Genomic DNA, 25,237 nt, shown 5'->3' on the forward strand with positions numbered 1-25,237 from the left:
AAAGCGCCACCATAAGAGCTAAGGCAGCCAAAACAGCCGATGCGATCACCCACGGGTGCGGCTGGTCGCGGTCCGGCAACTGCTCAAGCCAGTTTTCCTCCATTCGCGGTAATTGGCCAAGCGCCCGCTGGTGTTGGGACTTTTTTAGCGCGTCGAGGATATAGGACATGACGGAAAGGCCGTTCTTCGTGCTTTCAGCTGCGCTTGTTGGTGAGATGTCGTGCTTTTACTTGCCTTCATGGCTCTGGTCTTTGCCGCTGCGCGTCCGCTTCGGTAGTCAACGCATTCGCAAGCAAAATCAGGGTGTGAGGCCCCGCAATGCCGTCGATATCAAGCCCTTGTGCGGACTGGAAAGCGCGAACCTGGGTCATTAATGTCTGATCATAATCATCCCCCTCCGGGAGTAGTGGATCACCCGCCGGCCAGGCGCGCAATTGGGCGCGCAGCCAACGAATGCTCTCGGGCGCCGCCGCGCGACCGATGACACTGTCGCCAGTTGGCGGCAGTTGCCACAGGAGGAGATAGTCACCTGACCACCGCTGATCGATCTCGGCGATTGGCACAACTGCAGGCGCCCTGCCCTCGCCGGCATCGATGGACGCGAATTCATCGTTGATCCCGACAACGATGACCTGACCTTGGGCGCCATCCGCCAAACTGAGCTGCAATGCAAAGGGTCGATCGAAGCGCCGCAGATCGCTCCACCGCCCTTGACCGCGCTCGCAGGCCAGGCCAATAGACGGGAGTGTGTCGCAGGTCGCCGGCTTATCATCTGACTTACCATCTGAAAGCGAAACGCCCCAGGCATGCAGCAAGGTTTGCAATGCCTGTTCTGAATTTCTCAACAGGGTGTCCAATGGAGGCGATTGGATGCCAGATTGGATGCCAGAGATGATGCTGTCACTCGTAATCGTTAACAGCCGCGGACGCGCGGGCGCTTTGATTGGCTCAGACCCAGCAGCTTTGTTCGGTGCCTCGGGCTCGCTTGCGCTGACGGCTGGCTCCTCGGTCGATTCTGCAGTGTCGATTGGATCAGTCGATGTGCCGGCGATTTCCTCTTGCTGCTGTGGTAAGTCCGCTTCCGATGCGACGTCCGCATTGGCGGGGCTAGCCGTTTCAGATTGAATGTCCTGCGCCTGCGCAGCACCCGGGCTTCGATTTTTGACCTCCGCGGCCAGCGCATCCCCGCCCGATGCATCCGTTGGGTTCTCGCCGCTAGGCCCAGGCTGATCGGCGACATCTTCTTGCACGCCCGCTCGCTCGGGCACGTCGACGCGAGGTGCCCATGGCATAGGCAGCAAGCCGGAGGCGCCAACCCATAATCCCGCCATGGCAGCCATCATCGCAGCTGCAGCAATTCCCAACCATTGCCGCCGGGGCCAGGGTTGCGAGCAGTCGTTGCCACGCACCTCACGCGCGGCCTGATCAACGATGGCTGCGTTGGCCTGCAGTCGATGACTGACCGCAGCACCGAGCAAGGCGCGGTCGCAGATCAGGTTGATCAGCCGCGGCACCCCGCCTGAATGATGATGCACGCGTCGCACAGCAGCCCGCGAAAACAGCGGGCGCTCGACGCCAGCCACCGAGAGGCGATGACGGATGTAGGCGGAAGTTTCTGCCAAGGATAGCGGCACCAAATGAAACCGCGCCGTAATCCGTTGATTGAGCTGGCGCAGCTCATTTTTCGCAAGCAGGGTGCGCAATTCCGGCTGGCCGACCAGAAAGATCTGCAGCAGTTTGTGCTTGGTTGTTTCCAGGTTCGTCAGCAGGCGAACCTGCTCGAGCACCACAGGCCTGAGATTCTGAGCTTCATCGATGATCAGCACTGGCTGCCGACCGCGTGCATGGCAATCAAGCAGATAATTGTTCAGTCGGTCGAGCATGATCTTGGTCGATCTTTCGCCGGGCGAAAGTTCGACGCCAAATTCCTCGCACACCGCAGCCATAAGCTCCATGCCGGTAAGCGCAGGGTTGAGCACCAGGCCGATTTCAACCCCCTCCGGCAGTTGTTCCAGAAAGGCACGGCAGACGGTGGTCTTCCCGGTGCCAACCTCGCCTGTCAAAAGCACGAATCCACCGGTTTCGCTCGCGCCATAGAGCAAATGCGCGAGCGCCTCCCGATGCTGTTCGCTGAGAAACAGGTACTGAGGGTCGGGCGTGATAGAAAAACTGGGTTCGGAGAGACCGAAATACTTTGGATACACGAACTAACACTCAAGCAGTCACAACATTGGCACACCCGAACAGCAGCGACCGTCGGGGAGGAAAAATCACACGCGCACGCGTAAGAATATACCAAGCATGCCAGACCTTTCCCTGTCAAAACGGCCTTGGTGGGCGACAGCACCGCTAGCTCGCGGGATAATGCGCACATCGGCACTCGTAAACAGGACTTGATGCATGCCAAGCCAGATCGATCAAAACAATCCGCCATCGGCACAGGATGACTCCATCTCGCTGCGCTGGACGCATTCCGGGGATGCCGAGCTGTCTGCCGAGAATCGCGAGGTCATCAAGCGAATCGGCAAACTGATCAAGGCCGGCGAGCGCGATCAAGTGCGGTCCATCGTGCGCCGCTGGCGACCGCGCGATGTGGTGGAGTTGATGGTCAATTTGCCGCTCAAGCGGGCGCGCAAGCTGTTCCTCTCATTGCCATCGGGGGCGGCTGCCAAAGTAGTCGCGGCGCTAAACGACGATTTTCGCGCCGCGTTGCTTGAGGATGCCACCATCGATCGGCTGGTCGAGATTCTCGATTCCCTGGACCCGGAAACGGGTGCCGACGCGCTCGATGAGTTACCGGAGGAAGTGCAGGAGCGCCTGCTGCCGCAGCTCAAGCGCGCGAATGAGATCCTGGAGCTCAAAACCTACCAGGATGAATCCGCCGGCAGCATCATGACGCGCAAGCTGGTCGCGGTGCCGCCCGACTGGACGCTTGAGGAAGTGGTCTCGGAGGTGCGCCGCAATGCCAGCGTGATAAAAAAAATCTCGGTTGTCTATGTGGTTGATCGCGACCGTCGTCTGCTCGGGTACCTCAAGCTCCGCGACCTGTTGTTGAGCCCCAAGGAGCGCCGCGCCGCCGAGGCCATGCGCACCGATCATATCTCGGTCAGCTCGGAGATGGATCAGGAGGAAGTGGTGCGGATCACCCAAGCCCACGCGCTGACCTCGGTGCCCGTGGTGGACAGAGAGCGGCGCTTGCTCGGGCGGATCACGTCCGATGAACTGCAGCGCGTGACCCGCGACGAGGCCGAGGAAGACGCCCATCTGATGAGCGGCCTGTCGCCTGAGGCTCGCCCAGATGCGCCGGTACTGAGCATCGTGAAAACCCGCCTGCCCTGGCTGCTGGCCGGTCTGCTCGGCGCCACCCTGTCGGGCTCCATCGTCGGCTCTTACGATGATGAAATCGCCACGGCCGCCATCCTTGCGAGCTTTATCCCGATTGTGATGTCCATGGCCGGCAATGCCGGTATTCAGGCAGCCACAGTGGCTATTCAAGGCATCGCCACGGGCACCCTTTGGATTGGCGACCTGCCCGCGCGTCTGGGCCGCGAACTGCTTGGCGCCGCCATTAATGGTGCCACCGCGGCGGTCGTGCTTGCCGTCGTGGTCGCGGTGCTTGGCTTTGTGATTGAGCTCGAAGCGCCATTGAGGCTCGCCAGCACCGCCGGCTTCGCGCTCTTCTGCGTCACTCTGCTCGCGGTCTCCATGGGCGCCTCAGTGCCGATGATACTGAAGCACTTAGGCATCGATCCGGCCATGGCCACCGGAATTTTCATCACCACCGGCAACGACATCATCGCGGTGCTGGTGTTCTTTTTGATTGCGACCAACCTGTATCTGTAAAGGCCCCAGCGGATGTCTGACTGGCCTGCCCGAGGAGGCCCGCGCGATGATTTCTAGCCTGCCGTGCCCGCTACCAGGGCTTGTAGCTCAACCCGGGAATGCTCTGCTCATCGATCCGCTCCGGGAGGTCGCGAATCAAGTCGAGCAACTCCTCGCGTGTGACATAGCGCCCATATGATGCCTTGGCCGCGTCCAGCGGCACTTCGACATAGTAGCGGGACTGCTCGGGCTCCGGCAAAATCTGCAGCACGCGATCTTCGGCATCAAGAATGCCCAGGTAATCGTCCGGTGAGCTCAGCCGTCCGATCATCTGCTCGCAAATCTGCTTGGGGCTCATCGCAACCGCGCTGGTTGAAGAGACACATTCACCGGAACGGTTGATCAAGTAGAAGACACGATAGTTCATGACGCCACCTGGCGTGAATGGGCCGCGAAAACGCCGGCTTGATGGTTGGTTGAATACTCATAGCGGCCATGTTAGCACCGCCTGGCGGTGACGGATAATCTCCTTCTATCGCTTCCTTGTGACCATGATCGCTAGGCGACCGGCTTTTCGATGCCGTCGACAAAGGCATCCCGGGCGGTCTTGGCGCGGGTGAAAATTTCGAGCAGATCTCCCTCGTCGGCGTCGCGGATGCTGGCAGCCAAATCGCTCATCTCGGTGCTAAAACGCGCGAGCATGGCGCTCAGGCTCTCGCGATTGGCGATGCAGATGTCACGCCACATCACCGGGTTGCTGGAGGCGATGCGGGTGAAGTCGCGAAAGCCGCCGGCGGCGTAGCGAAAGATCTCGTCGCTGCAGTCCATGCGGGTGAGCGCGTCGACCAGTCCGTAGGCGAGCATGTGCGGCAAGTGGCTGGTGGCAGCCAGGACTTCGTCGTGATGGGCGACTGTCATTTCGGTCACTTCCGCGCCAGTCGCCTGCCACATGGCGCGCACGCGGGCAGTGGCATCCGGGTCAGTCTCGGGCAGCGGGGTCAGGATCACCCGGCGCTGGCGAAACAGCTCCGGAAACGAGGCCCCTACCCCGCTGCGCTCGGTGCCGGCGATCGGGTGCCCGGGCACGAACCAGGGCGGAACCTGCCCGAAAACCGCGCGCGCGTCGGCCACCACGCTGCCTTTGACGCTGCCGCCATCGGTGACCAGCGCGCCGTCGGCCAGAGCTGGGGCAATGCTCGCCAGCAACGCACGCATGGCGCTGAGTGGGACAGCCAAAAACACCATGTCGGCCTCTCTCACCGCCACAGCCGGGTCCTGCTCGTAGCGGTCGATGACGCCAAGGTCCAGGGCTTGCTCCAGATTCTCGCGCGAGCGCCCGCAACCGACGATCTCGCCGACCTGCCCAGCGGCGCGCAACGCCCGGGCCAGCGAGCCGCCGATCAGGCCGACACCGATAATGGTCAGGCGCTCGATCACGCGGCTCAGGCCTGCTCCCCGTCTTGTTGGAGCGCCTTGGCCAGTGCGGCGAGCAGACGAGCGTTCTCTTCTTGGAGCCCGATACTGATGCGCAAATGATTCGGCAGGCCGTAATTGGCCACCGGGCGGCAGATGACGCCCTCGCGCAGCAGTGCCTGATCGACCGGGCCGGTCGGGCGGCCGAGATCTACGGTGATGAAGTTGCCGCGCGAGGGAATCGCATCAAGGCCCAGCGCGGCGAGCCCGGCGGTCAGTTGCGCCATCCCGGCGCGGTTTAGCGTTGCCGAGCGCTTCACATGATCCTGATCGGTCAGTGCCGCGATGGCGGCGGCCTGCGCTGCTGCATTGACATTGAAGGGATGCCGCACCCGGTTCATCAATTCCGCCGCGCGCGGATGGCTCAACCCATAGCCCACCCGCAGGGCAGCGAGACCGTGAATTTTCGAGAAGGTGCGGGTGATAATCAGATTAGAAAATTCTGCCAACCAATTCACGCCATTGGGGAAATCCGGATCATCGACATACTCGATATAGGCCTCGTCGAGCACGCAGATGCAGGTCTTGGGCATGGCGGCGATGAAGGCCTTCAGCGGATCAGCCGTCAGCCAGGTGCCGGTCGGATTGTTGGGATTGGCGATCCACACTACCCTCGTCTGATCCGTGATCAGGTCGGCCATGGCGTCGAGATCATGGCCGTAATCCTTGGCCGTGGCCACCCGTGCCGTCGCCCCGACCGCCTGGGTGGCGATGGGGTAGACGGCGAAGGCGTGCTGGGAGAAGACGGACTCCTGCCCCGGGTGCAAAAAGGTGCGCGCAACCAGGTCGAGCACATCGTTGGAGCCATTGCCGATGGTGACCATGTCCGCATCGACATCATGGTGGCGCGCAATAGCATGGCGCAATGCAAAACCGCCGCCATCCGGGTAGCGACCCAGCTCGGCCGCCGCCTCGGCATAGGCTGCGCGCGCCTGCTCGCCGGGGCCGAGCGGATTCTCGTTGGAAGCGAGCTTAACCGACTCACGAATGCCAAGCTCGCGCTCCAACTCGGAAATGGGCTTGCCGGGGACGTAGGGATTTAGCGCATCGATATGCGGTGCCGGACTGGGATGAAAAGCGTTTGCGGTTCGGGTCATGATGATTCGGTGAGATTCTGCGCTTCAGGAGGAAACAGCATCGCTAGATCGCCATGTTTCGGGCAACCATGATTAAAGCACCGCTTCCGGGTAGGAGCCGAGGACCTTGAACAGATTTGCCGAGGCTTTAAGCTTGGCGAGCGCGGCGGCAACCTGCTCAGTGTCGCGATGGCCGCACAGATCGACGAAAAACACATAGTCCCAGACGCCCTGGCGCGATGGGCGCGACTCGATGCGGGTCATGTCGATAGCATGTTCGGCCAAGGGGGTGAGCAGCCGGAACAGACCGCCTGCCTCGTTGCGGCAGGACAGCAGCAGACTGGTCTTGTCCTTGCCGCTCGGCGGTGCGTCCTCCGGGCCGATGATCAAAAAGCGGCTGGTGTTGCGCGGGTCGTCCTCGATGCGGTTGGCGAGCAGGTTGAGCCGATAGAGCTCGGCCGCCGCCTCGCCGGCGACGGCGCCGGCATCAGGGGTGTTTGCAGCCATGCGCGCGGCCTCGGCATTGCTGCCAACCGGAATGCGCTCGGCATGCGGCAAATGGCGGTCCAGCCAGGCGCGGCATTGGGCGAGCGACTGCTGGTGGGAGTAAACGCGCTTGACCCCATCGAGCCCGACGGCCTGGCTCATCAGGTGATGATGGATGCGCAATGTCACTTCACCCACAATACTCAGGGGTGACTGCATGAAGGTATCGAGGGTATGGCTGACCACGCCCTCGGTGGAGTTCTCGACCGGGACAACGCCGAAATGACAGGCACCGGCCTCGACCTCGCGAAAGATGTCCCCAATGGCCCCGAACGGCAGGGAGCGCACCGAGTGGCCGAAGTGCTTGAGCGCGGCGGCCTGGGTGAAGGTGCCCTCGGGCCCGAGATAGGCCACTGACAGGGGTTTTTCGAGTGCGAGACAAGCCGACATGATCTCGCGGAACAGACGTGCCACTTCTTCGCCATGCAGCGGCCCGGGATTCTCGGCCTTGATGCGACGCAGAATCTCAGCCTCGCGCTCAGGCCGGTAGAAATGGCTCTGCGGGCCAGTCGCTGCCTTGATCTCGGCCACTTCCTGCGCGCAGCGGGCGCGCACCGACAGCAGCCGCAAAATCTCGGCATCGGTTGCGTCGATGCGCTCGCGCACGGCTTTCAGCCGGCTGGCTGTATCCGCCGAAGAATTGGATGTTTCACTGGCCATCAGTCAGCGCGACCTGTGCATCAGGCAAATGCGTGAGCGCCTTTCGTGTGTTTCAAGCGAAATACCCTCAGATTAGCCGGCATCCTTTCCGCCAAGCGCGTGCACCCGCAGCACCCCATTGATCGCGCCGATGTGCTCCAGGGTCTCTTGCGGGCAAGCACGGTCGATATCGATCAGAGTGACCGCCAGATCACCGCGCGAGCGGTTGAGCATGTCGATGATGTTGAGCTTGGACTCAGCCAGCAAGGTGGAAATCTGCCCAACCATGTTCGGCACATTACTGTTGACCACTGCAATGCGATGGCCGCCATTGCGCGGCAGGTCGATCTCGGGAAAATTCACCGAATTGCGGATATTGCCATCTTCCAGATAGGCGCGCAGCTGCTCGGCGACCATGACCGCGCAATTCTCCTCCGCCTCGCGGGTGGAGGCACCAAGATGCGGCAGGGTCACCACCCGGGGATGATCCTTTAACAAATTGCTCGGAAAATCGCATACATAGGCATAGAGCTTGCCGCTATCGAGCGCGGCCGCCGCAGCCTGATCATCGATGATGCCATCGCGGGAGAAATTCAGCAGCACCGACCCATCGGGCATGGCTGCAATGCGCTCGGCATTGATCATGTGGCGAGTCTGCTCGGTCAGGGGCACATGAAAGCTGATGAAATCCGAGCGCGAGACCAGATCATCGATGGATACCGCGGCCTGCACGTCGGCTTCCAGCTTCCAGGCGCTGCGCACGGTGATGCTTGGATCATAGCCGATGACCTTCATACCGAGCGCGCGCGCGGCATTGGCCACCAGCACGCCGATGGCGCCCAGACCAATCACGCCCAGGGTGCGCCCGGGCAGCTCGAAGCCAACGAAATCCTTTTTGCCCGACTCGACCGCCTTGCTGATGGCCGCATCCTCTCCTGAGAGTCCGCGCGCGAAAGACCAGCCTTGGGCGATGTTGCGCGCCGCCATCAGCATGCCGGCCAGCACCAACTCTTTGACGGCGTTGGCATTGGCGCCCGGCGCATTGAATACCACCACACCGCGCGCGCTCATTTTCTCAAGCGGAATGTTATTGACCCCGGCACCGGCGCGGCCGATGGCCTGCACACTGTCGGGGATTTCCATGTCGTGCATTTTCGCCGAGCGCACCAGAATGCCGTCGGGATGGGCGATCTCCGAGGCAATCTCAAAACTGTCGCGCGGCAGGCGCTCCAGGCCGGCCAGCGAGATGTTATTCAGCGTCAGAATTTTGAACATACGACTCCCCTACTCCCGATTTTTCTCGCTTTATCCGCGCGTGCGCTCAAACTCGCCCATGAAGTCGATCAACGCTTCGACGCCTGCCTCCGGCATGGCGTTGTAGATACTCGCGCGCATGCCGCCGACCGAGCGATGGCCTTTCAGGGTCAGCAGCCCGGCGTCTTTGGCACCAGCGAGAAAATCTCCATCCAGGGCTGGATCGGCCAGGGTGAAGGGCACATTCATCCAGGAGCGCGAGCGCAGCTCAACCGGATTGGCATAAAAAGGCGAGCTGTCGATTGCTGCATAGAGTTTGGCCGCCTTACGCCGATTGATCTCGGCCATGGCATCAAGCCCGCCGATGTCTTTCAACCACTGAAACACCAGACCGGCCAGATACCAGGCATAGGTCGGCGGCGTGTTGTACATGGAATCGCTCTTTGCATGGATGCCATAGTCGAACATCGCCGGCGTGCCGGTCAGGGTCTCGCCGATCAGATCGGAACGGACAATCACAATGGTCAGTCCGGCCGGACCGATGTTCTTCTGCGCGCCTGCATAAATCAGCCCGAAACGCGACACATCGACGGGGCGCGACAGCAGGGTCGAGGACATGTCCGCTACCAGCGGGACATCGCCGGTGTCGGGAATCTCTGGGAATTCGACTCCTTCGATGGTCTCGTTCGGGGTGTAATGGACATAGGCCGCATCGGCGGAGAGCTTGAGCTCGTCGCGCACCGGCGCGCGGGTGAAGCGCTCTTCCTCAGTGCTCGCGGCGATGGCCGGCGTGCAGAAGCGGCGTGCCTCGGCAATGGCCTTTTTCGACCAGCTGCCGGTATTGATGTAATCGGCGCTGGTATGTCCGCGCAGCAGATTCATCGGCACCATGGCGAACTGGCTCGATGCCCCGCCTTGCAGAAACAGCACCCGATAGTCATCCGAGATGCCGAGCAAATCGCGCAGATCGGCCTCGGCGCGCTCGGCAATGGACATGAACTCTTTGCCGCGATGGCTCATCTCGGCCACGCACATGCCACTGTCGTGCCAATCAAGCATCTCCTCGCGCGCGCGCCGCAGCACCGGCTCCGGGAGCATTGCTGGGCCAGCGCTGAAATTATACGGACGGGTCATTCAGTCTTCTCCATTCGGTTGGTTCGAAGCCGGATCAGCTTCGCCGTCATCGTCTTCGCCTTCGCCCTCTTCGCCATCACCCTCACCATTGAGCGCCACAATCCGCTCAATGCCGGCCAGGCGCTGGCCTTCGCCTAAGTTGATCAGGCGCACGCCCTGGGTGCTGCGGCCGAGCAGCGAGATGCCGTCGACAGCGGTGCGCACCAGGGTGCCGCCATCGGTGATCAGCATGATCTCATCGCCCGGGCGCACCAGCACCGCACTGATTTGTTCGCCGTTGCGCTCGCTGGTGCGGATGGCGATGACGCCTTTGCCGCCGCGACCTTTGGTCGGGAACTCTTCCACCGGCGTGCGCTTGCCGTAGCCCTTCTCGGTCACTGTCAGCACCGCACCTGGTTCGGCGATGACAAGCGAAATGACCCGCTGGCCTTCTTCGAGCGTCACGCCGCGAACGCCATGGGCGGTGCGGCCCATGGAGCGGACGGCCTCCTCGTTGAAGCGGACCGCCTTGCCGGCACTGGTGAAGAGCATCATATCCTGGTGCCCGTCGGTCACCGCCACGCCGATCAGATATTCGTCCTCGTGCAGGTCGATGGCGATCAGGCCACGCGAGAGCGGACGCGAGAAGTCGCTGATGGGCGTCTTCTTGACCGTGCCCTTGCTGGTGGCCATGAAGATGAAGCGGTCCTGATCGTACTCAGCCACCGGCAAAGTGGCGTTGATGCGTTCGCCCTGTTCGAGTGACAGCAGGTTGACAACGGGGCGTCCGCGCGCGCCACGCCCTGACTGCGGTAACTCGTAGACCTTGAGCCAGTAGACCTTACCGAAGCTCGAAAAGCACAGCACGGTGTCGTGGGAATTGGCCACGAACAGCCGATCGATGAAGTCCTCGTCTTTGGTAGTGGCCGCGATGCGGCCTTTGCCGCCGCGCCGCTGCGCCTGGTATTCGGACAAGGGCTGCGCCTTAATATAGCCAGCGTGCGAGAGCGTCACCACCATATCCTCGGGCGCGATCAGGTCGAGCAGCGTCAGGTCGGTCTGGTCGGTGACGATCTCGGTGCGGCGCGCGTCCGCGTATTGATCGCGAATGGCGGTGAGCTCGTCGCGGATGACCTGCATCAGGCGCTCGGGATTGCGGAGGATCTCCAGAAGCTCAGCGATCTTCTGAAGAATCTCGCCGTACTCCTTGATAATCTTATCTTGTTCCAGACCTGTTAGGCGCTGGAGTTGCAGATCGAGAATGGCGCGCGCCTGGCGTTCGCTCAGGCGATAACGACCGGATTGATCGCCCTCCCCGATCAGCCCGAAGCTCGGGTCAAGCTCATCCGGGCGGGTCTCGGCGGCGCCGGAGCGCTCGAGCATGCCAGTCACCTGCCCAGGTGCCCAGGTGCGCGCCATCAGGCCCTCGCGCGCATCTGCGGGGCTGGCGGAGGCCTTAATGAGCGCAATCACCTCGTCGATGTTCGCCAGTGCGACCGTGAAGCCTTCCAACAAATGGGCGCGATCACGCGCCTTGCGCAGCTCATAGAGCGTGCGCCGGGTCACCACATCGCGGCGGTGGCGCAGGAAGTATTCCAGCAGTTGCTTGAGATTCAGCAATCGCGGCTGGCCATCGACCAGGCCGACCATATTGATGCCGAACACCGTCTGCATGTTGGTGTGCTGGTACAGGTTGTTCAGCACCACATCGGGGTAATGATCGCGCTTGATCTCGATCACCATCCGCATGCCGTCCTTGTCGGACTCGTCGCGCAGCTCGGCGATGCCTTCGAGCTTTTTTTCCTTGACCAGCTCGGCCATCTTCTCAAGCATGCGGGCCTTATTGACCTGATACGGCAGCTCGGTGACCACGATGGCCTCGCGCCCGCTGCGCTTCAGGGTTTCAACCTCGGAGCGCGCGCGCAGTTGAACGCGCCCACGTCCGGTGCGATAGGCCTCGCGGATGCCGCGCACGCCATTGATAATGGCGGCGGTCGGGAAGTCTGGGCCGGGCACCAGATCGATCAACTCATCAAGCGTGGTCAGGGGTTCATCAATGAGTTTCAGGCAAGCATCGATGATCTCGCCAAGATTGTGCGGCGGGATGTTGGTCGCCATGCCCACGGCGATACCGGACGAACCATTGACCAGCAGATTCGGGAAGCGCGCCGGCAGAACCGTCGGCTCGTACTCAGACTCGTCGTAGTTCGGGATAAAATCGACGGTTTCTTTGTCGAGGTCATCGAGCAGACTGTGCGCGATGCGCGCCATGCGCACTTCGGTATAACGCATGGCGGCGGGTGAGTCGCCGTCGACCGAGCCGAAGTTGCCCTGCCCGTCCACCAGCATGTAGCGCATCGAGAACGGCTGCGCCATGCGCACGATGGTGTCGTAAACGGCGGTGTCACCGTGCGGGTGATACTTACCGATCACATCACCGACCACGCGGGCGGATTTCTTATAGGGCTTGTTCCAGTCGTTGCCGAGCTCGTTCATCGCGAACAGCACGCGACGATGGACGGGCTTGAGGCCATCGCGCACATCGGGCAGCGCGCGGCCGACGATCACGCTCATGGCGTAATCGAGATACGACTGCCGCATCTCGTCTTCGAGATTGACGGTCAGGACTTCCTTGGCAAAATCCGGCATGGGCGTGGCAGACTGGCTGTGGCGCGCGAAACGCGGTCAGGGTTGATTAGGAAAGCACAACCGGATGCTGACGGCCGACAGGCAAAATCGAGCGATTCCGGTAAACTCGCAATCATAGCACGAACCGCCCTGCCCCGCGCCTGTCTCCGGTGCGCGACAAGGGACGCGCAAGACTATTTATCTACCCAATCAATACAAATAAAATAAGCAGTTTATCGCGTTTTTATAAGAAATCACTCAAGCCCGTTTTTCTAGCATTCCTAGCCATTGCCCCGAGGATCAGCACGCCCATGTCTGCGCATCATCACGCTTGCCCCCACGCTTTTCTTGTTGGACACGACGATTTCGACACCGCTGTCGTGCAGGCATCGCACCATGCGCCGATGCTGGTGGACTTCTGGGCCGATTGGTGCGGCCCCTGTCATGCGCTAACGCCCCATCTTTACCGCGTGCTCGATGAATATCAGGGCCGCCTGCGGCTGGCGCAGATCGAGGTCGATGAGGGCGAGAACATGAAAATCGCCGGACACTACCGGGTGCGCGGTTTTCCAACCGTGATGCTGTTCTGTGGTGGGGAGGAGCACGGGCGTTTCAGCGGCTCGCGCTCCGCAACGCAGATTCGAGACTGGCTAGAGCAGCACCTGCCGGCCTGCCCTAAGTGACCACCGGCTGAGATCCTACGGTCGTCATGCAATACAGAGTGAGACCGCCTATTTGTTGCGTGATCCCGCCAACCGGCAGCGTTTGGTGGACGCTATCGAGAACGTCCGCCAAGGTCATACCCGCCCGATCGACCTTGAAGCACGAGCTGCAAGTTTGCCCCAGCAAACTTAATTTTATTGGTGAGAAGCGAGCTTCAAGCCGATGATCCCAATCAAAATAAGTCCGACGAAAAAGAACCGAGCCAGGGTTGCCGGCTCGCTGAACAGGATGAGCCCAATAGCAAAGGTTCCGACGGCACCGATTCCGGTCCAGACGGCATAGGCGGTCCCCATGGGGATGGTCTTCTGCGCGATCAACAACAGGGCGCCACTCGCGGTTATGCAGAGGATGGAAAAGAAGATCCAGCCCCAGCGCATACCGGCTTCTGCCAGCCCAAGCTTGAGTCCGACAGGCCAGCCCCACTCGAAAATTCCCGCGATGATCAGATAAAGCCAAGCCATTTTGGTTGGGGGTCTCTCTCCTTATTGGAGGCTCACTCAGCGTTATCGTGAATCCGCGCTCGATGGCTTCGGTCAGCTGCCCGCGCCGATGTCTCTGATCTGCTGCAGCGGAAGGTCGATCTGCGCGGCAATACGTTCCTCGCTGATGGCCAGCGGAAGCAGGAACTCCTCGCGCAAGACTTCACCAGGGTGAATATCTTGAATTTTATCCATGTTTCGACCTCTAATGGTAAGCGCAAATTTCGACGCGATCCGCGTTGCCCTCGGTCCAAACAAAGCAGACGCGCCACAGATCATTGATGCGAACTGTTCTTGATTCTTCTCGGTTGCCAAAGATCTTGAAAATGTAGAGTCACACTCTATAATTTCACAGATGATAGATCGGCGCCATTTAGAAGCATGTTGGTCTTTCCTCCCTACAGGGTTTTGTTATGTTGCGTCATCGTCACCTTCCGAGAACAGGTATTTCAGCATACGCTCCGGCGCATTTAGAAAGTCCTTGGTGACGAGGAAATGTTCTGTATCACGGTAGGCGACTTCCTCAATTCCGCTGCCTGTAAACTGGTAAAGAGTCGCTCCCGGGTACGCCAGCAAGATCGGGGAGTGAGACGCAATAACGAACTGCGCATGACCCGGAGCTTCAAGATCGTGGATTATTCTTAGAAAGGCCAGTTGGCGTTGGGGCGACAGGGCAGCCTCGGGCTCATCCAAAATGTATAGCCCCTGCTCAAATCGGTTATCGAATAACGCAAGGAATGACTCTCCGTGTGACTGCGCATGGAGCGACTTGCCTCCGTATGCCTTGAAGTCCGAGACCCCATCTAAGTATGTGGCGAAGTTGAAGAAGCTCTCAGCCCGCATAAAGAATCCATCGGTCATCTTCGGCATCCAGGATAGGCGCAGCGCTTGAGCGAGTTCTGAGCGGTCCGCGAATGCTTCCCGGTGATGGTCCCGGCTCCCGCCTTCCGGATTGAATCCACATATTTCCGCAATCGCTTCGAGTAGCGTCGACTTTCCGCTGCCGTTCTCACCGACAAAAAACGTGACATTGGTTTCCAGTGGAATATCGATTCCATTTCGAAAAGCCGGGACCGCAAAGGGAAATTCCTCGCCTTTCCAGCGCTCAGCTAGACTCCTAATCTGACGGAGATAGGGCGCGCCGGTCAGGGCTCTGGTGGGTGAATTGCGGCGGGCACGTACCATAGGAGTTCCAAGCAACCTGACGAGTAAACATTGTAGCCGGCGTGCGCCAGACAGTTCTCGTGGTGATTTCTGCTGCGCAAAGACCGACAACATCCCCTTCGCGAGCGGGCCTTGCGCACTTCCACGCTGTTTTTTCTCTGCCAAAAAGGCGCCGAGGGTGCTCATCTTGACCCTATCCCCCAGCACCGAAAATGGCCCAAGGCTCGACCGAGTGGATGCCGTTGACCTCACGGGGTCGGTCAGGCGATCAAAAGCCGTGGGTACTCCTCCGCCATCTGACCCCAAAAACCCCCGCTCCAGTCCATCAGTACCATTGGCACCCAGTCTTCAGGGACCGCCCCCACGACAACATCAACGATGTGTCGTCCGTGTCCCTTGATGGCCGAGGTACACTTACGGCACACCACACCCTGGGTTTGGGCTTCCAGATCGGCCGGCTTGAACTGCTTTTCGGCGGCGGTGCGGCTCATGCGCCGCCCGGCACCGTGGGCGCAGGAGCAGAAGCTCTCGGGGTTGCCCTTGCCGCGCACGATGTAGCTTTTCGCGCCCATGCTACCGGGGATGATGCCGAAATCACCTTCGCGCGCGCGGATGGCACCCTTGCGGGTGACCCAGACCGGGATGATGGCCTTCCCGGTGGCGATGACGCTGCCGATGGTGGCGCCGATGCCAAGATGCACATCGGGCATGGCGGCAACATGCTTGTGAATGAAGAGCAGCCTGGAGATGTTGATGAGCTGCGCTTGCGAGCGTAAATCGATGTCATCGGTCCAGACCTTGACGGGCTTCTCGCCCTCGGTGAATACCTGCCGGATGGGCATGCTTGTTCCTCCTCGCCGTTTCGGGGCGGCAGTGTTAATCGCACGCATCAAGGCGCCGAGACGACATGACGGCCATTGGCTTTGATGCACCAACGGGGCCAAACCACGGCGGGATGGCGTTGCGAAGAGGAGGTTTCGGGAAAAGAAGCCTGTGAACGCCGCTTACAATCTTGCATACTTGAAGCTCCATTGGATTGCTCCGATGGTTTTTCCGGGGTGCCGTTGTCATCCGGGTCGCCGATGTTTGGATCGGGATCAACCCGAAAAACCACCAGGATTTCCTCATGGTAAATCTCGATACGCTTGACAAGCGCGCGAATGATGCCGCGCTTGGTCTCGAAATCCAGGCCGGTTAAACGTTCCTGAATCGCGGCGGCAAATTCCTCCAGCCGATTGATCACCAGAAACAGTTCGGCCTGGCCAGCATCTTGTTGGCGAGCTGTCTCAATCTGAATGTGAAGTTGCTCGAGTTTGCTATTGAGCTGCGCCATTTTGGGATCGAAGTCGCTTTTATCGATTAACCCCTCGGTATAGCTATCGATCAGCCGCGATTTCCCTTGTTTCAGGTGCTGGTGCTGTTTTTCCAGCACATCTGTATCGGTGTGCGACGCATGAGCCTGCTGCAGGCGATTGAGGCGCTGTTCATATTCCTGCTGCAAGCGCTCAGGCTGTTGTAACAACGCCAGGACTTGCTCCCACACCAGGTCATCGAGCCGGCTGGTGCGCACTTGCTTGTTGTCGCAAATACGCTCACCGCCAAAGCGATAGGCATCGGTGCCGACGCAGCGATAATAGGCATAGCATTGTCCACCTTTGGCCGCGCTTTTGCTGACAGGCTTGCCATAATACGCATAGCGGCAGTGCCCGCAGACGATGAGCCCTTGCAGGAGATGGCGCGCGCCGCGCCGGCGTTGGCGTGCCAGGCGGCGATTCTCCTCCAATTGCTCCCCCACGGCGAGAAACAGCGCTTCGCTGACCAGCGGCGGGACAGGGATCTCAATCCAGTCCGCGCGCGGGGTACGCACGACGGAGGTGGCCTTCTTGGGCGTTTCGGCGCTGTGGCGGGCGGGGCGCACGCGCGGGCGGTGCGGCTGTGACTGGGTCTTGCCGAAGGCGGCACGACCCATATAGGCCGGGTTCTGCAGCATTCCCCACACCACACTGCGGTCCCAATGCGCTTTGCCGGTGGCGGTGGGAATGCCCTCGGCATCAAGCCGGCGGGTCACTTCGCCGATACTGAAGCGATCCACGCCAACCCAATGAAAGATTTGCCGCACGGTGGCCGCTTGGGACAGATCAATCACATACTGCGCCGGTGCGCCATCGAGTTGCTTGCGCTGATAGCGATAGCCGTAAGGCGCGCCGCCAAGCACATTGACGCGCCCATGACGCGCGCCATGCAATTTCCCGCGACGGTTGCGCTCCATGATCTTCGCCCGCTCGTATTCGGCAATCATGCCTTGCATCTGTAATAACAGGTCTTCTTCCGGGCTCACACCGCCGGCATGATTGAGAAAGACAACGGTGACACCGGTTTGCTGGAACTCTTCCAACAGCAGGGCCTGATGGGCGTATTTCCGCGCCAGGCGATCCGGGGCCAGCACATAGAGCCGATCAATCAAGCCCATGGCCGCGCGATCGCGCAACCGCTCCAGTTGCGGGCGAATGAGGGTCGCGCCGCTGACACCAGCGTCGATGAAACACTGCTCTTCGGGAAGCTGTTCGCCATCACTGGCAATGCGCGCTTTCAGCGCCGCAACCTGGCTGTCGATGGTGCCGGCCTTGGCCTGGCGATCGGAGGAGACACGGGCATAGAGGGCGACGTTCAGGGGCTGGCTCATCGCTGTTAGCGGCTGAACAAACCTGCGGATAAACGGTGAAGTCCAGCCGCCCGACAAAGCGACGCCCTCGCTGAAGGCGAAGGGTGAGCCACCGAACAGCGAGCCGCGCCCGGTGGCCGGTGAAGGTCACTCAGAACGGATCATCGTTGTAGGAAGGAAACAACGGCAAGGGCAGCTGACGTTCATCGCGCAGTTGCTCCTGATAGGCCTGTTCGCGGGCCTCGGCGATAGCGAGGCCATGGATCTCATAAATTCCCTCGCAGAGCATCTCCAACCAGTCAACGACCGCCAGCGCCTGCTCGGGCGACCAATCATAGGGAATCATCGGGGGTGGATACATGCTCCTCTCCTGGCTGTGCTGGAGGCGTCTTTGACGCCGGCTTGGTCCGTGCCGCGCGCTGCTCACGCCGCCGCGTCGCGGACTCCTTCGCCTCCTTGAGCCGATAGGACTCCCCATCGATCTGAATGATCTCCGCGTGATGGACCAAGCGATCGATCAGCGACACCACACAGGCGGCATTGGGAAACACCTCCCCCCACTCGGCAAAGGGGCGGTTCGTTGTCACCAGGGTCGGATGCCTCTCATAGCGGCGTGACACCACCTCAAAGAGCAAATCCGCGTGGCGGTTGGAATACGACAGATACCCGATCTCATCGATCAGCAACAGCTGCACGCGGGCATAGGCATTCAGGCGCGCGCGCAGCGCCCGCTCCCCGTCGGCTTCCAGCAGCGCATTGAGCATCGCCGCCGCCGACGTGCACAGCACCGTGCGCCCGGCCAGCACCGCCTGCCGCGCCAGATTGCGCGCAATCGTCGTCTTGCCCACCCCGTTGGGGCCGATCAGCACCACATTCAGCGCCTCGGCGACAAAGCCAAGGCCCATCAACTCCTCAATCGCCGCGCGATCACAGCGCTTGGGCCAATTCCAATCGAAATCCGCCAGTGGTGTGAACCGCCCCAAGTGCGCCTGCTTCATGCGTCGCTCCAGCGAGCGCTGCGCCCGGGCCTCTTCCTCCCACTGCAACACGCTCACCAGCCAAGGCGCGTCCACCACCTCCGCCCAATGCGCCAGCACCCCATAGAGCTTCAGCGCCTGGGCGCGTTGTTTCAGCATCTGCGGATCCTGTTCACTCATGCTCAGTCCTCCCGTGGCGGTTCATCATGCAACTGGTCGTAATCCCCCAGCGCCGGGGTGCGCACCACCACCTCGCGCACCCGCGCATCCGCCGGCAGGGTGACCGGAATCGGCGGCGGCTGTCCGCGCGCCTCGCGGCGGCGCTCCAGCGCCAGGCGCACCGCATTGGGATGCGGCACCTCGCGCGCCAGCGCCTCCTCGATTGCCGCTGTCAGCTCCGCCGCCCCATAGGAATCGAGCAGGCGCAGCAAAGCCGCCGTCATGCTGCCCAAGGGCTCCCCGCGTTCAGCGGCCTGGGTCAGCAGGGTCTGACTGATCGGTACCGCCTGGATCAACCGATCCTGCCCCCGGTGCTGACGCGCGGCGCGCTTGCGCGCCACCAGCTCGGCCACATGCGCCGGGTCCTCCACCTGCGCCCCGGCATCGAAGGAGCGCGCATGAGTGGCGATCACCGCGGCCCCATCGAGCACCCGCACCTGCCCGAGCGACGCCACCACCGTGAGCGTGCGGCGCACATGAGTGTGGGGAATGGAATAGTCGTTGCGGTCAAAGCGCACATAGGGCGTCTTCCCGACCGACACCGCCACCTGCTCTTCGGTAGGAAAGGGAACCGGCGGCAAGGCCAGCAGATGCGGGCGTTCTTGTTCAAAAACCGCGCGCACTGACTGCGCGCGGTCCTCCGGGCACGGCCGATCCGCCGCCTGGCCCTGACACCAGGTATCAGCCTGGGCATTCAAATCCGCCAGATCACTGAAGGTGCGCGCAGCAAAGAAACTGTCGCGAATGTAGCGAATCGCCCGCTCCACGCGGCCTTTTTCATTCCCTCGCGCCACCGCGACCGGACGTGGCTCGAAGCGATAATGACCGGCCAGTTCCAACAGCGTTGGATGAAAGCGTATTGCCTCGCCCTGGCGCTCAAGCACCGCGCTTTTGAGGTTGTCATACAGCAGCACCCGCGGCACGCCGCCCCAGGCCGCGAAGGCGCCGACATGCCCGCGCAGGAAGTTGGCCATCTGGGCATCGAGAAAGAAGCGCAGAAACACCGCCCGCGAGAAGCTCAGCACCATCACAAAGGCCATCAGGGTGCGGGTGGCCCGGCCAATGGTGAGCTTGCCAAAGTGGCCCCAGTCGACTTGGGCCTGCTCACCGGGCAGGGTCTTTAAGCGCAGAAAGGCCTCGGGCTGCGGGCGTGGGCGCACATGGGCAATCAAATGGCGGAAATGATCCGGCCCGCCGCGATAGCCGCGCTCGCGCACCATGGCATAGAGCCGGCTGGCGGTGAGACGCGGATAGGTCTTGAGCGTCTCCACGACAAAGGGCAGATAGGGGTCGATGAGCGAGGGACGCGCGGCGCGCTCGACTTTGGGCAGTCCGGACTGGGACAGCACCCGATCGACGGTGGCGTGATGCACGCCGAGCTGCTGGGCGATGGTGCCGACGCGCCAGTGCTCAGCAAGGAAGTAGCGCAGGATCTTGGCTTCGAGCTCGGAAGGGATGGTCATGATGGCTCCTGTTGGCTTCAGGGGTCGCGGCCAGCAACGCCTGACTGCGGGCGGCGGAGAAAACCTTGGCGCAGAAGAGGCGAGCACTCACACCCGCAGCGATGACAGGGCACCTCGGGGACCTGGGCATCATCGGCAACCGCCGCGGGATTGAGAACGGCGACCGGCTCTGCCACGGCAATCGGCGTGGGGGTGTTCTCACAGGAGCATTGATCGGATGGGCGCGGGGGTGAACCCTGATGCGTCACTTTTTCGCGCTGGCGACGGCGGTAGCGCGCTTGGCGGGCGGCATGGGTATGGCGCCCGCGACGGCTGGATTGGTAGCGTCGGGCGGCGGCACGCTGGGCGTCGTGCCGGGCACGTTGTGCGCAGGTGGGGCCGCAATAGCGGTTGCCGCGATCACAGCGACTGCAGAGTACGACCTGCTGACGGCAACGGGCACAGAGGAACAGACGGGCACTGAGGCATGGGGCGCAATGGGCGCACATCGGCGGCTCCCGCCGATGAGGGTGGATGTATTCTCCCGCCAGGCCGATACTGCCGGCGGGCCGTGCCATGCACGGTTGGGGGCGCGGTCGCGGAGAGACTGTGGTGGTCGAAGCCGCGGTCGCGCCTGTCTCAACGGCCCCAAGCCTCTACCTGCTTTTTCCGCGGTTGTCACCCCCGACGAGGGCGATGACGCGACCCTCCCGCAACACCAAGCCGCCGCGCGCGGGCGCTGCGCCGAGGAGCGCACACCGTCCAGTCGCCCTCCGGGCTCCTTCCCGGTGTGCGCTCCTCGGCCCCTGGATCTGCCTTTCCACACCAACCTGAGACTGGGGTTTGTCACCAGCCTCGTTGGCGGTTGACTGCGCTATTCACCGGCTATAAGCGCTTTTTGAGCGCCATCTACAATCGCGCACCTCGGCGCTGTTGGCGCTGTGGTAGAGCGGTCTTTGCCGCAGCAGGAGCCGTTTCGATTGGGCGTGATTCCGTCGGCTTGAGCTGGGCGTAGATCTCGCTCAAGCGTTCGGCTGAAAACCGGTTCGGTTCAAAGGCAATGCGCACCGACAACGCCCGCTGTGGTCGCTTCATCACTGAGCCTCCCGCGTCGTGGGGACGTCAATGACCAGCCGAATCTCGGCATCCACCGTCCCCTGAAAGCCCCACGAGAGACAGGCTCGCGCGACCCGTAGGCCCCATTGTACGCGGGAGTTTGCTACGTTGTTGGTGGCGTTGGAACTCCGGTGTTGCTCCACCCCGCCAGATCGACTGACGGAGACACCGGTCAGGCGATCAGCAAGTGCGCGCTGTCGTTTTGCCGAATGGTCGGCGGTTGAGGTGGCAGCGGCGCAGTGATGAGCTGAGGTAATCGACATGGATCGCACTGGACAGATCGCATTTAAGAAAACCAGAACCCGGTAAGGTGCGGAACCGGTCATCCAGCGCGCTAGCATGGTACGGGTGCAGAGCAGCAGGCGCAAAATTCCTATACCATCCCCTTAACGTCGACGATCTGGCTGCCAAGCACCAAGGTGCTTTCGGACGTTGCCCAATTTCCACCGGTTACATGCCGCCTCACAAACACAGTGCATTTTTGATCCTCGCCCATGAATCTGGAACCGGCCATTCGCGAACAGCTCGAACAACGCCATCAGCAGCTCACCGACCAGGTGAGCGTAATCACGATAATTGCGGGACCCATTTCCAAGCCATTTGAAGGACATGGAATGCGTGTGGGATCACGGGGGCCGTTACTGGCCGACAGCGGGAAGCCGGAATCGTGAACCACGCTTCCCCCCTGAGGGGGGAGAGACGCAGCGGGTTCAGTTGCCTCTAGCGCTCTGGCGAATGGCGCGAGCGAGGGTGTAGCGGGCATAGCGCTCGGCATCGGCTCCGCGACGCGGGGACGCGCGCTCGAGCAAGCGTTGGTAGACCGTGGTCGGTGCAAGGCCGGCCTCAAGAGCGCCGCAGACCCAGCCCCATTCGCGGGCAGATTCGGACGGATCACCGGTGGATAAGCGCGCCCGTGGAGCGCAGTTGACGACCGGCGGCGGAGCCGGAGCCATCGTTGGCAAGGCCGGAGTTGGATCCCAGACGCGCTCCTGCGGGCTTGGTCGCCGAAGGACATTGACCCACTCCCCGCCACGCTTGGCATTCTTCATCCCGGCGAGCCGACCGAGGTGCTCACCGGAGACCGAGCCCGGATCGGCGCCAACGCGCGGGATCAGCCAACGCTGCACATCACAGCGCTGCGCCTCATCGAGCGCGCGGGTCAGCCGTAGCCACAGGTGGCAGCCCCCGAGCGTCGAAGTCTGCACCACCAGGGCCGCATAGTGCCGAGCGATGCGCTGCGCCATCGGCCGTGCGACATCATCGAGAAACACCATTGGCCAGGGATAGCCGCGGGCTGGACGGATATAAATATCGGCCTGTTGGACATTGCGCGCTCTGGCCAGCCCCAACGGAAGCTGATCCAAAGAGCGATCATGGAACCACAGCATCGTCGCCTTGGCGGTGCGCACCGCCAAATCGGCACGCACGATGCCAGCGTCGTGCCATGCCTCAAGCATCACGGCGGTGTGTCTTGCCGCTGTCATGGCCTGGTGCGGGCGCTCAGCGCTCAAGCGGCTCATCAGGCGCCCGCCCTGGCACTCGGGCGTTGGCGGGCGTTGCCCGCCGCTGAACCAAACACCTCAAGGTAGAGTTGTTCATCGAGCTGCGCGCGTTCGAGCCGAGCAGCCTGCGCCAGCAATTCTGCCGCCATGGTCGTGAGCACGCGATAATTGCCCAACGCATGCTCAGCGAGCGTCTTCATCAGCCCTGCGCTCATCAGACTCGCATTGCCGGCACTGTGTTGTAAATGCTCCAGGCAGGCGACCAGCGCCTCGCGACTGGCATACTCCATACTCAGGCGCGTACGGATACGACTGCCCAGCGGCAGCAACTCCTCACGGCGCAGCTTGGTCGCCAGGCGGCCATCGCCGGCCAGGATCACGCTCAACAACGTGCGCGAATCGAACTGCATGGAGGTCAGCAGACGCAGCTCATTGAGCACCGTCGGATGCATCTCCTGCGCCTCGTCGATGAGCAACACCGGGCGCAACAGCGTCGTCTCCAGATGCGCCAGCCAGCGCTCGCGCAGGATCTTGAAGCCACCCCAGCGGTTATGGGGCTTGAGGTCAACGGCGAACAGATCGCCCATCTCGCGGTAGAAGTCCGCCACCTTCGAGCTGGGATGCGTGAGCGCCCCAACGCTGATATCGGGCAGCTGGCGCAGACGCTCATCGAGCAGGCGCAGTACCGCACTCTTGCCGGTACCCGGATCACCTTGAATGAGCGCAAAACCGCCTTCGCGGATCAGGCTCTGCTCGATGCGCCAGCAAAACTGCTCCACCGGCGCGCTGCGATGCAGTGCCGCCGTCGGCAGCTCCGGGGAGAACGGATTGAACTTCAGTCCATAGAGGGCCAGCAGGGTCTTGTTCATCGACTGGATTCCAGGTCATCGTGTTTTGGCAGATAGGCCGGCGGCAGACCGGTGGCGGCATACTCGGCGAGCAAGTCGCGCAGCAACGGTGGCAGCGTCGTGGCGCGTTGTGATGGCGGTGGCGGTGCGCCGGCGGGCTCAAGGCGCCGACGCTGCCCGGAGGCATTGGCGGCTTTATCGAGGGGATAGAGGCGGCAGAGGATGGCGCCCGAGTGGGGATCAACCACGTCCACAGCACTCAGATCCCAGCGGGCATAAGCGATATGCAGTTGCTCAAGGTGACGCAAGCGCGCCGGCACCTCGAAGCGCTTGCCCGCCAGGCTGAGCGTCCCATCGCTGCGGCGCTGACGGCGTTGGACGCGACAACGAAAAGCGGCGCGGACCTGCTCGCTGTCCGGACAGGGGCGCCCCACGTTGGGCGCATCGAGAAGACGCGCAAGCGGCGTGGCGGCGGTCTCACTGTGGACCTTGCGGTGGTACTCCTGCTCCACCCACGCCTGAGTGAGGGTGTTGAGCCGCTGCAGGCTCAGCTCCTCCAGCCCCTTAAGCATCGCCATCAGGCGGCCTTCCAGCGTGGCCCAGAAGCGCTCCTGCTTGGCGTTCTGATACGGGCTGTACGGCAGGGTCGGCTCGTGGAGGATGCCCAGCGCATGCAATCCGGCGGTGAATTCCTCGGCCTGCATTGCCGCGCCGTTATCGCTCATCAGGGCGCGCGGCAGCCCGCGCTTGTGCAACGCCTGTCCCAGACCATGCACCAAGGTCTCGGTGGTCTCATCGAGGTACCACTGCAGATGGCAGATCAGGCGCGAGTGATCGTCGATGACCGCCAGCAGCAGGGGCTTGACCCAGACGCCACCCCGGGTGAGGACGTTGCGCGAGCCATGATGAAAGTCCAGATGCCACAAGGCATGGACATACTGGGCTTCATAGCTGCGCACCTCGCAGGCCTCCAGGCGCCGCGCGGCCTGCTCGGCCCCGGGTGTCTTGCGCGCCGGGACACGCCGGCGGTGCAGGCCCGCGCGCTTCATGAAGCGGCGCACGGTGGCATAGGAGGGCAGCGGCCCCAGGGTTTCATCGCCCGCGCACAAGGCGGCGAGGTTGTCGTAATGCAGCTGCACCGTCCAACCGGGGTAGTCGCGGTATTGCGCCTGTACGGCCTCCATCAGGCGCGGGCTCAGCGCGCGCTGCTCCCCGGCATCGCTGCGCCGGCGCGGGCGCAGTGCGGTCACCGGGTCTTGGGCATCGCGTGCGAGGTAATACCAGCGCTCCAAGGTCCCAAAGCTAAAACTGACCGCCCGCCCAGTCACCGGATGACGCCATGACTTGGCCGCCAGCGCCTTCAGCCGCGCGCCCAGCGCGTTCGCCGGCGCAGGATCAGCCAATAAAGGACCAATAATGGCAAAGCGCAACCGCGCCCAACCATCGGGATCACCGAGGCCGTTGTCATCGGACATTCGTCTTCACCTCCCAGTTGTTTCACACATCACCGGGAGTCTAGAAGGCGCCGCCCAGCGGCGCGATGAGGTCTTCTGC

General features: G+C 62.0%; 22 protein-coding genes. 2 read left to right on the top strand and 20 right to left on the bottom strand.

The features are described 5' to 3' along the window. Positions 1 to 236: 236 nt before the first annotated feature. Positions 237 to 2,204: an ExeA family protein gene (locus tag Thiosp_RS12795; RefSeq protein ID WP_201068588.1), complete on the bottom strand. Its 1,968-nt coding sequence runs from the start codon at positions 2,202 to 2,204 to the stop codon at positions 237 to 239. A gap of 196 nt (positions 2,205 to 2,400) precedes the next feature. Between Thiosp_RS12795 and mgtE the strand changes: the two genes are divergently transcribed. Further along, entirely contained in the window at positions 2,401 to 3,843 is a 1,443-nt protein-coding gene (gene mgtE, locus Thiosp_RS12800) for a magnesium transporter (protein ID WP_201068587.1), read from the top strand. 70 nt (positions 3,844 to 3,913) lie between these two features. Here the strand turns inward: mgtE and Thiosp_RS12805 are convergent, their stop codons facing one another. From Thiosp_RS12805 to gyrA, 7 genes are all read right to left on the bottom strand, one after another. Continuing rightward, positions 3,914 to 4,249, bottom strand: a complete 336-nt coding sequence (locus Thiosp_RS12805) for a hypothetical protein (RefSeq protein ID WP_201068586.1) — start codon at positions 4,247 to 4,249, stop codon at positions 3,914 to 3,916. A gap of 131 nt (positions 4,250 to 4,380) precedes the next feature. Next, complete coding sequence (locus Thiosp_RS12810) at positions 4,381 to 5,259, bottom strand: prephenate dehydrogenase (protein WP_201068585.1); 879 nt, start codon at positions 5,257 to 5,259, stop codon at positions 4,381 to 4,383. Between the two features lie 5 nt (positions 5,260 to 5,264). After that, positions 5,265 to 6,392 carry a histidinol-phosphate transaminase gene (gene hisC, locus Thiosp_RS12815; protein WP_201068584.1) on the bottom strand — a complete coding sequence of 376 codons (1,128 nt, stop codon included), beginning with the start codon at positions 6,390 to 6,392 and terminating at the stop codon, positions 5,265 to 5,267. Positions 6,393 to 6,464: 72 nt separating this feature from the next. Then, positions 6,465 to 7,577: a prephenate dehydratase gene (pheA, locus tag Thiosp_RS12820; RefSeq protein WP_201068583.1), complete on the bottom strand. Its 1,113-nt coding sequence runs from the start codon at positions 7,575 to 7,577 to the stop codon at positions 6,465 to 6,467. Positions 7,578 to 7,649: 72 nt separating this feature from the next. Beyond that, positions 7,650 to 8,831, bottom strand: coding sequence for a 3-phosphoglycerate dehydrogenase family protein (locus tag Thiosp_RS12825; RefSeq protein ID WP_201068582.1), 1,182 nt, complete (start codon positions 8,829 to 8,831; stop codon positions 7,650 to 7,652). A gap of 30 nt (positions 8,832 to 8,861) precedes the next feature. Beyond that, positions 8,862 to 9,944: a 3-phosphoserine/phosphohydroxythreonine transaminase gene (gene serC, locus Thiosp_RS12830; protein ID WP_201068581.1), complete on the bottom strand. Its 1,083-nt coding sequence runs from the start codon at positions 9,942 to 9,944 to the stop codon at positions 8,862 to 8,864. Further along, on the bottom strand, positions 9,945 to 12,572 hold the full coding sequence (gene gyrA, locus Thiosp_RS12835; RefSeq protein ID WP_201068580.1) for a DNA gyrase subunit A: 2,628 nt from the start codon (positions 12,570 to 12,572) through the stop codon (positions 9,945 to 9,947). A gap of 290 nt (positions 12,573 to 12,862) precedes the next feature. On the opposite strand from gyrA, the gene Thiosp_RS12840 reads away from it, so the two are divergent. Continuing rightward, positions 12,863 to 13,234 (top strand): thioredoxin family protein, encoded by a 372-nt coding sequence (locus Thiosp_RS12840; RefSeq protein WP_201068579.1) that lies wholly within the window; start codon positions 12,863 to 12,865, stop codon positions 13,232 to 13,234. A 174-nt stretch (positions 13,235 to 13,408) separates the two neighbouring features. Here Thiosp_RS12840 and Thiosp_RS12845 read toward each other — a convergent pair whose 3' ends face one another. The 12 genes from Thiosp_RS12845 to Thiosp_RS12900 all read right to left on the bottom strand — a co-directional run bounded on the left by Thiosp_RS12845 (position 13,409) and on the right by Thiosp_RS12900 (position 25,158). Beyond that, positions 13,409 to 13,735, bottom strand: a complete 327-nt coding sequence (locus Thiosp_RS12845) for a DMT family transporter (protein WP_201068578.1) — start codon at positions 13,733 to 13,735, stop codon at positions 13,409 to 13,411. Between the two features lie 72 nt (positions 13,736 to 13,807). Then, positions 13,808 to 13,948, bottom strand: coding sequence for a helix-turn-helix transcriptional regulator (locus tag Thiosp_RS12850; protein WP_201068577.1), 141 nt, complete (start codon positions 13,946 to 13,948; stop codon positions 13,808 to 13,810). A gap of 216 nt (positions 13,949 to 14,164) precedes the next feature. Next, positions 14,165 to 15,103, bottom strand: coding sequence for an AAA family ATPase (locus Thiosp_RS12855; protein ID WP_201068576.1), 939 nt, complete (start codon positions 15,101 to 15,103; stop codon positions 14,165 to 14,167). Positions 15,104 to 15,177: 74 nt separating this feature from the next. Next, the gene (locus Thiosp_RS12860) at positions 15,178 to 15,759 is read right to left on the bottom strand and encodes an RtcB family protein (protein ID WP_201068575.1); all 582 of its coding nucleotides are present in this window, start codon (positions 15,757 to 15,759) and stop codon (positions 15,178 to 15,180) included. Between the two features lie 47 nt (positions 15,760 to 15,806). Next, on the bottom strand, positions 15,807 to 17,600 hold the full coding sequence (locus tag Thiosp_RS12865) for a recombinase family protein (protein WP_201068574.1): 1,794 nt from the start codon (positions 17,598 to 17,600) through the stop codon (positions 15,807 to 15,809). Between the two features lie 130 nt (positions 17,601 to 17,730). After that, positions 17,731 to 17,940: a hypothetical protein gene (locus tag Thiosp_RS12870; RefSeq protein WP_201062931.1), complete on the bottom strand. Its 210-nt coding sequence runs from the start codon at positions 17,938 to 17,940 to the stop codon at positions 17,731 to 17,733. Then, positions 17,912 to 18,736 (bottom strand): IS21-like element helper ATPase IstB, encoded by an 825-nt coding sequence (gene istB / locus Thiosp_RS12875; RefSeq protein WP_201062932.1) that lies wholly within the window; start codon positions 18,734 to 18,736, stop codon positions 17,912 to 17,914. Before istB ends, Thiosp_RS12870 begins: the two co-directional genes overlap by 29 nt. Before the next feature lie 2 nt (positions 18,737 to 18,738). Further along, positions 18,739 to 20,238 (bottom strand): IS21 family transposase, encoded by a 1,500-nt coding sequence (gene istA / locus Thiosp_RS12880; protein ID WP_323696454.1) that lies wholly within the window; start codon positions 20,236 to 20,238, stop codon positions 18,739 to 18,741. Positions 20,239 to 20,255: 17 nt separating this feature from the next. Next, positions 20,256 to 20,795, bottom strand: a complete 540-nt coding sequence (locus Thiosp_RS12885; protein ID WP_201062934.1) for a hypothetical protein — start codon at positions 20,793 to 20,795, stop codon at positions 20,256 to 20,258. Positions 20,796 to 22,043: 1,248 nt separating this feature from the next. Further along, the gene (locus Thiosp_RS12890; protein ID WP_323696455.1) at positions 22,044 to 22,853 is read right to left on the bottom strand and encodes a DNA-primase RepB domain-containing protein; all 810 of its coding nucleotides are present in this window, start codon (positions 22,851 to 22,853) and stop codon (positions 22,044 to 22,046) included. Beyond that, on the bottom strand, positions 22,853 to 23,704 hold the full coding sequence (locus tag Thiosp_RS12895) for an ExeA family protein (RefSeq protein ID WP_323696456.1): 852 nt from the start codon (positions 23,702 to 23,704) through the stop codon (positions 22,853 to 22,855). The genes Thiosp_RS12890 and Thiosp_RS12895 overlap by 1 nt, the downstream gene beginning before the upstream one ends. Further along, on the bottom strand, positions 23,701 to 25,158 hold the full coding sequence (locus Thiosp_RS12900) for a DDE-type integrase/transposase/recombinase (protein ID WP_323696457.1): 1,458 nt from the start codon (positions 25,156 to 25,158) through the stop codon (positions 23,701 to 23,703). Before Thiosp_RS12900 ends, Thiosp_RS12895 begins: the two co-directional genes overlap by 4 nt. Between the last annotated feature and the right edge of the window lie 79 nt (positions 25,159 to 25,237).

This window comes from Thiorhodovibrio litoralis (assembly GCF_033954455.1).
Lineage (GTDB): Bacteria > Pseudomonadota > Gammaproteobacteria > Chromatiales > Chromatiaceae > Thiorhodovibrio > Thiorhodovibrio litoralis.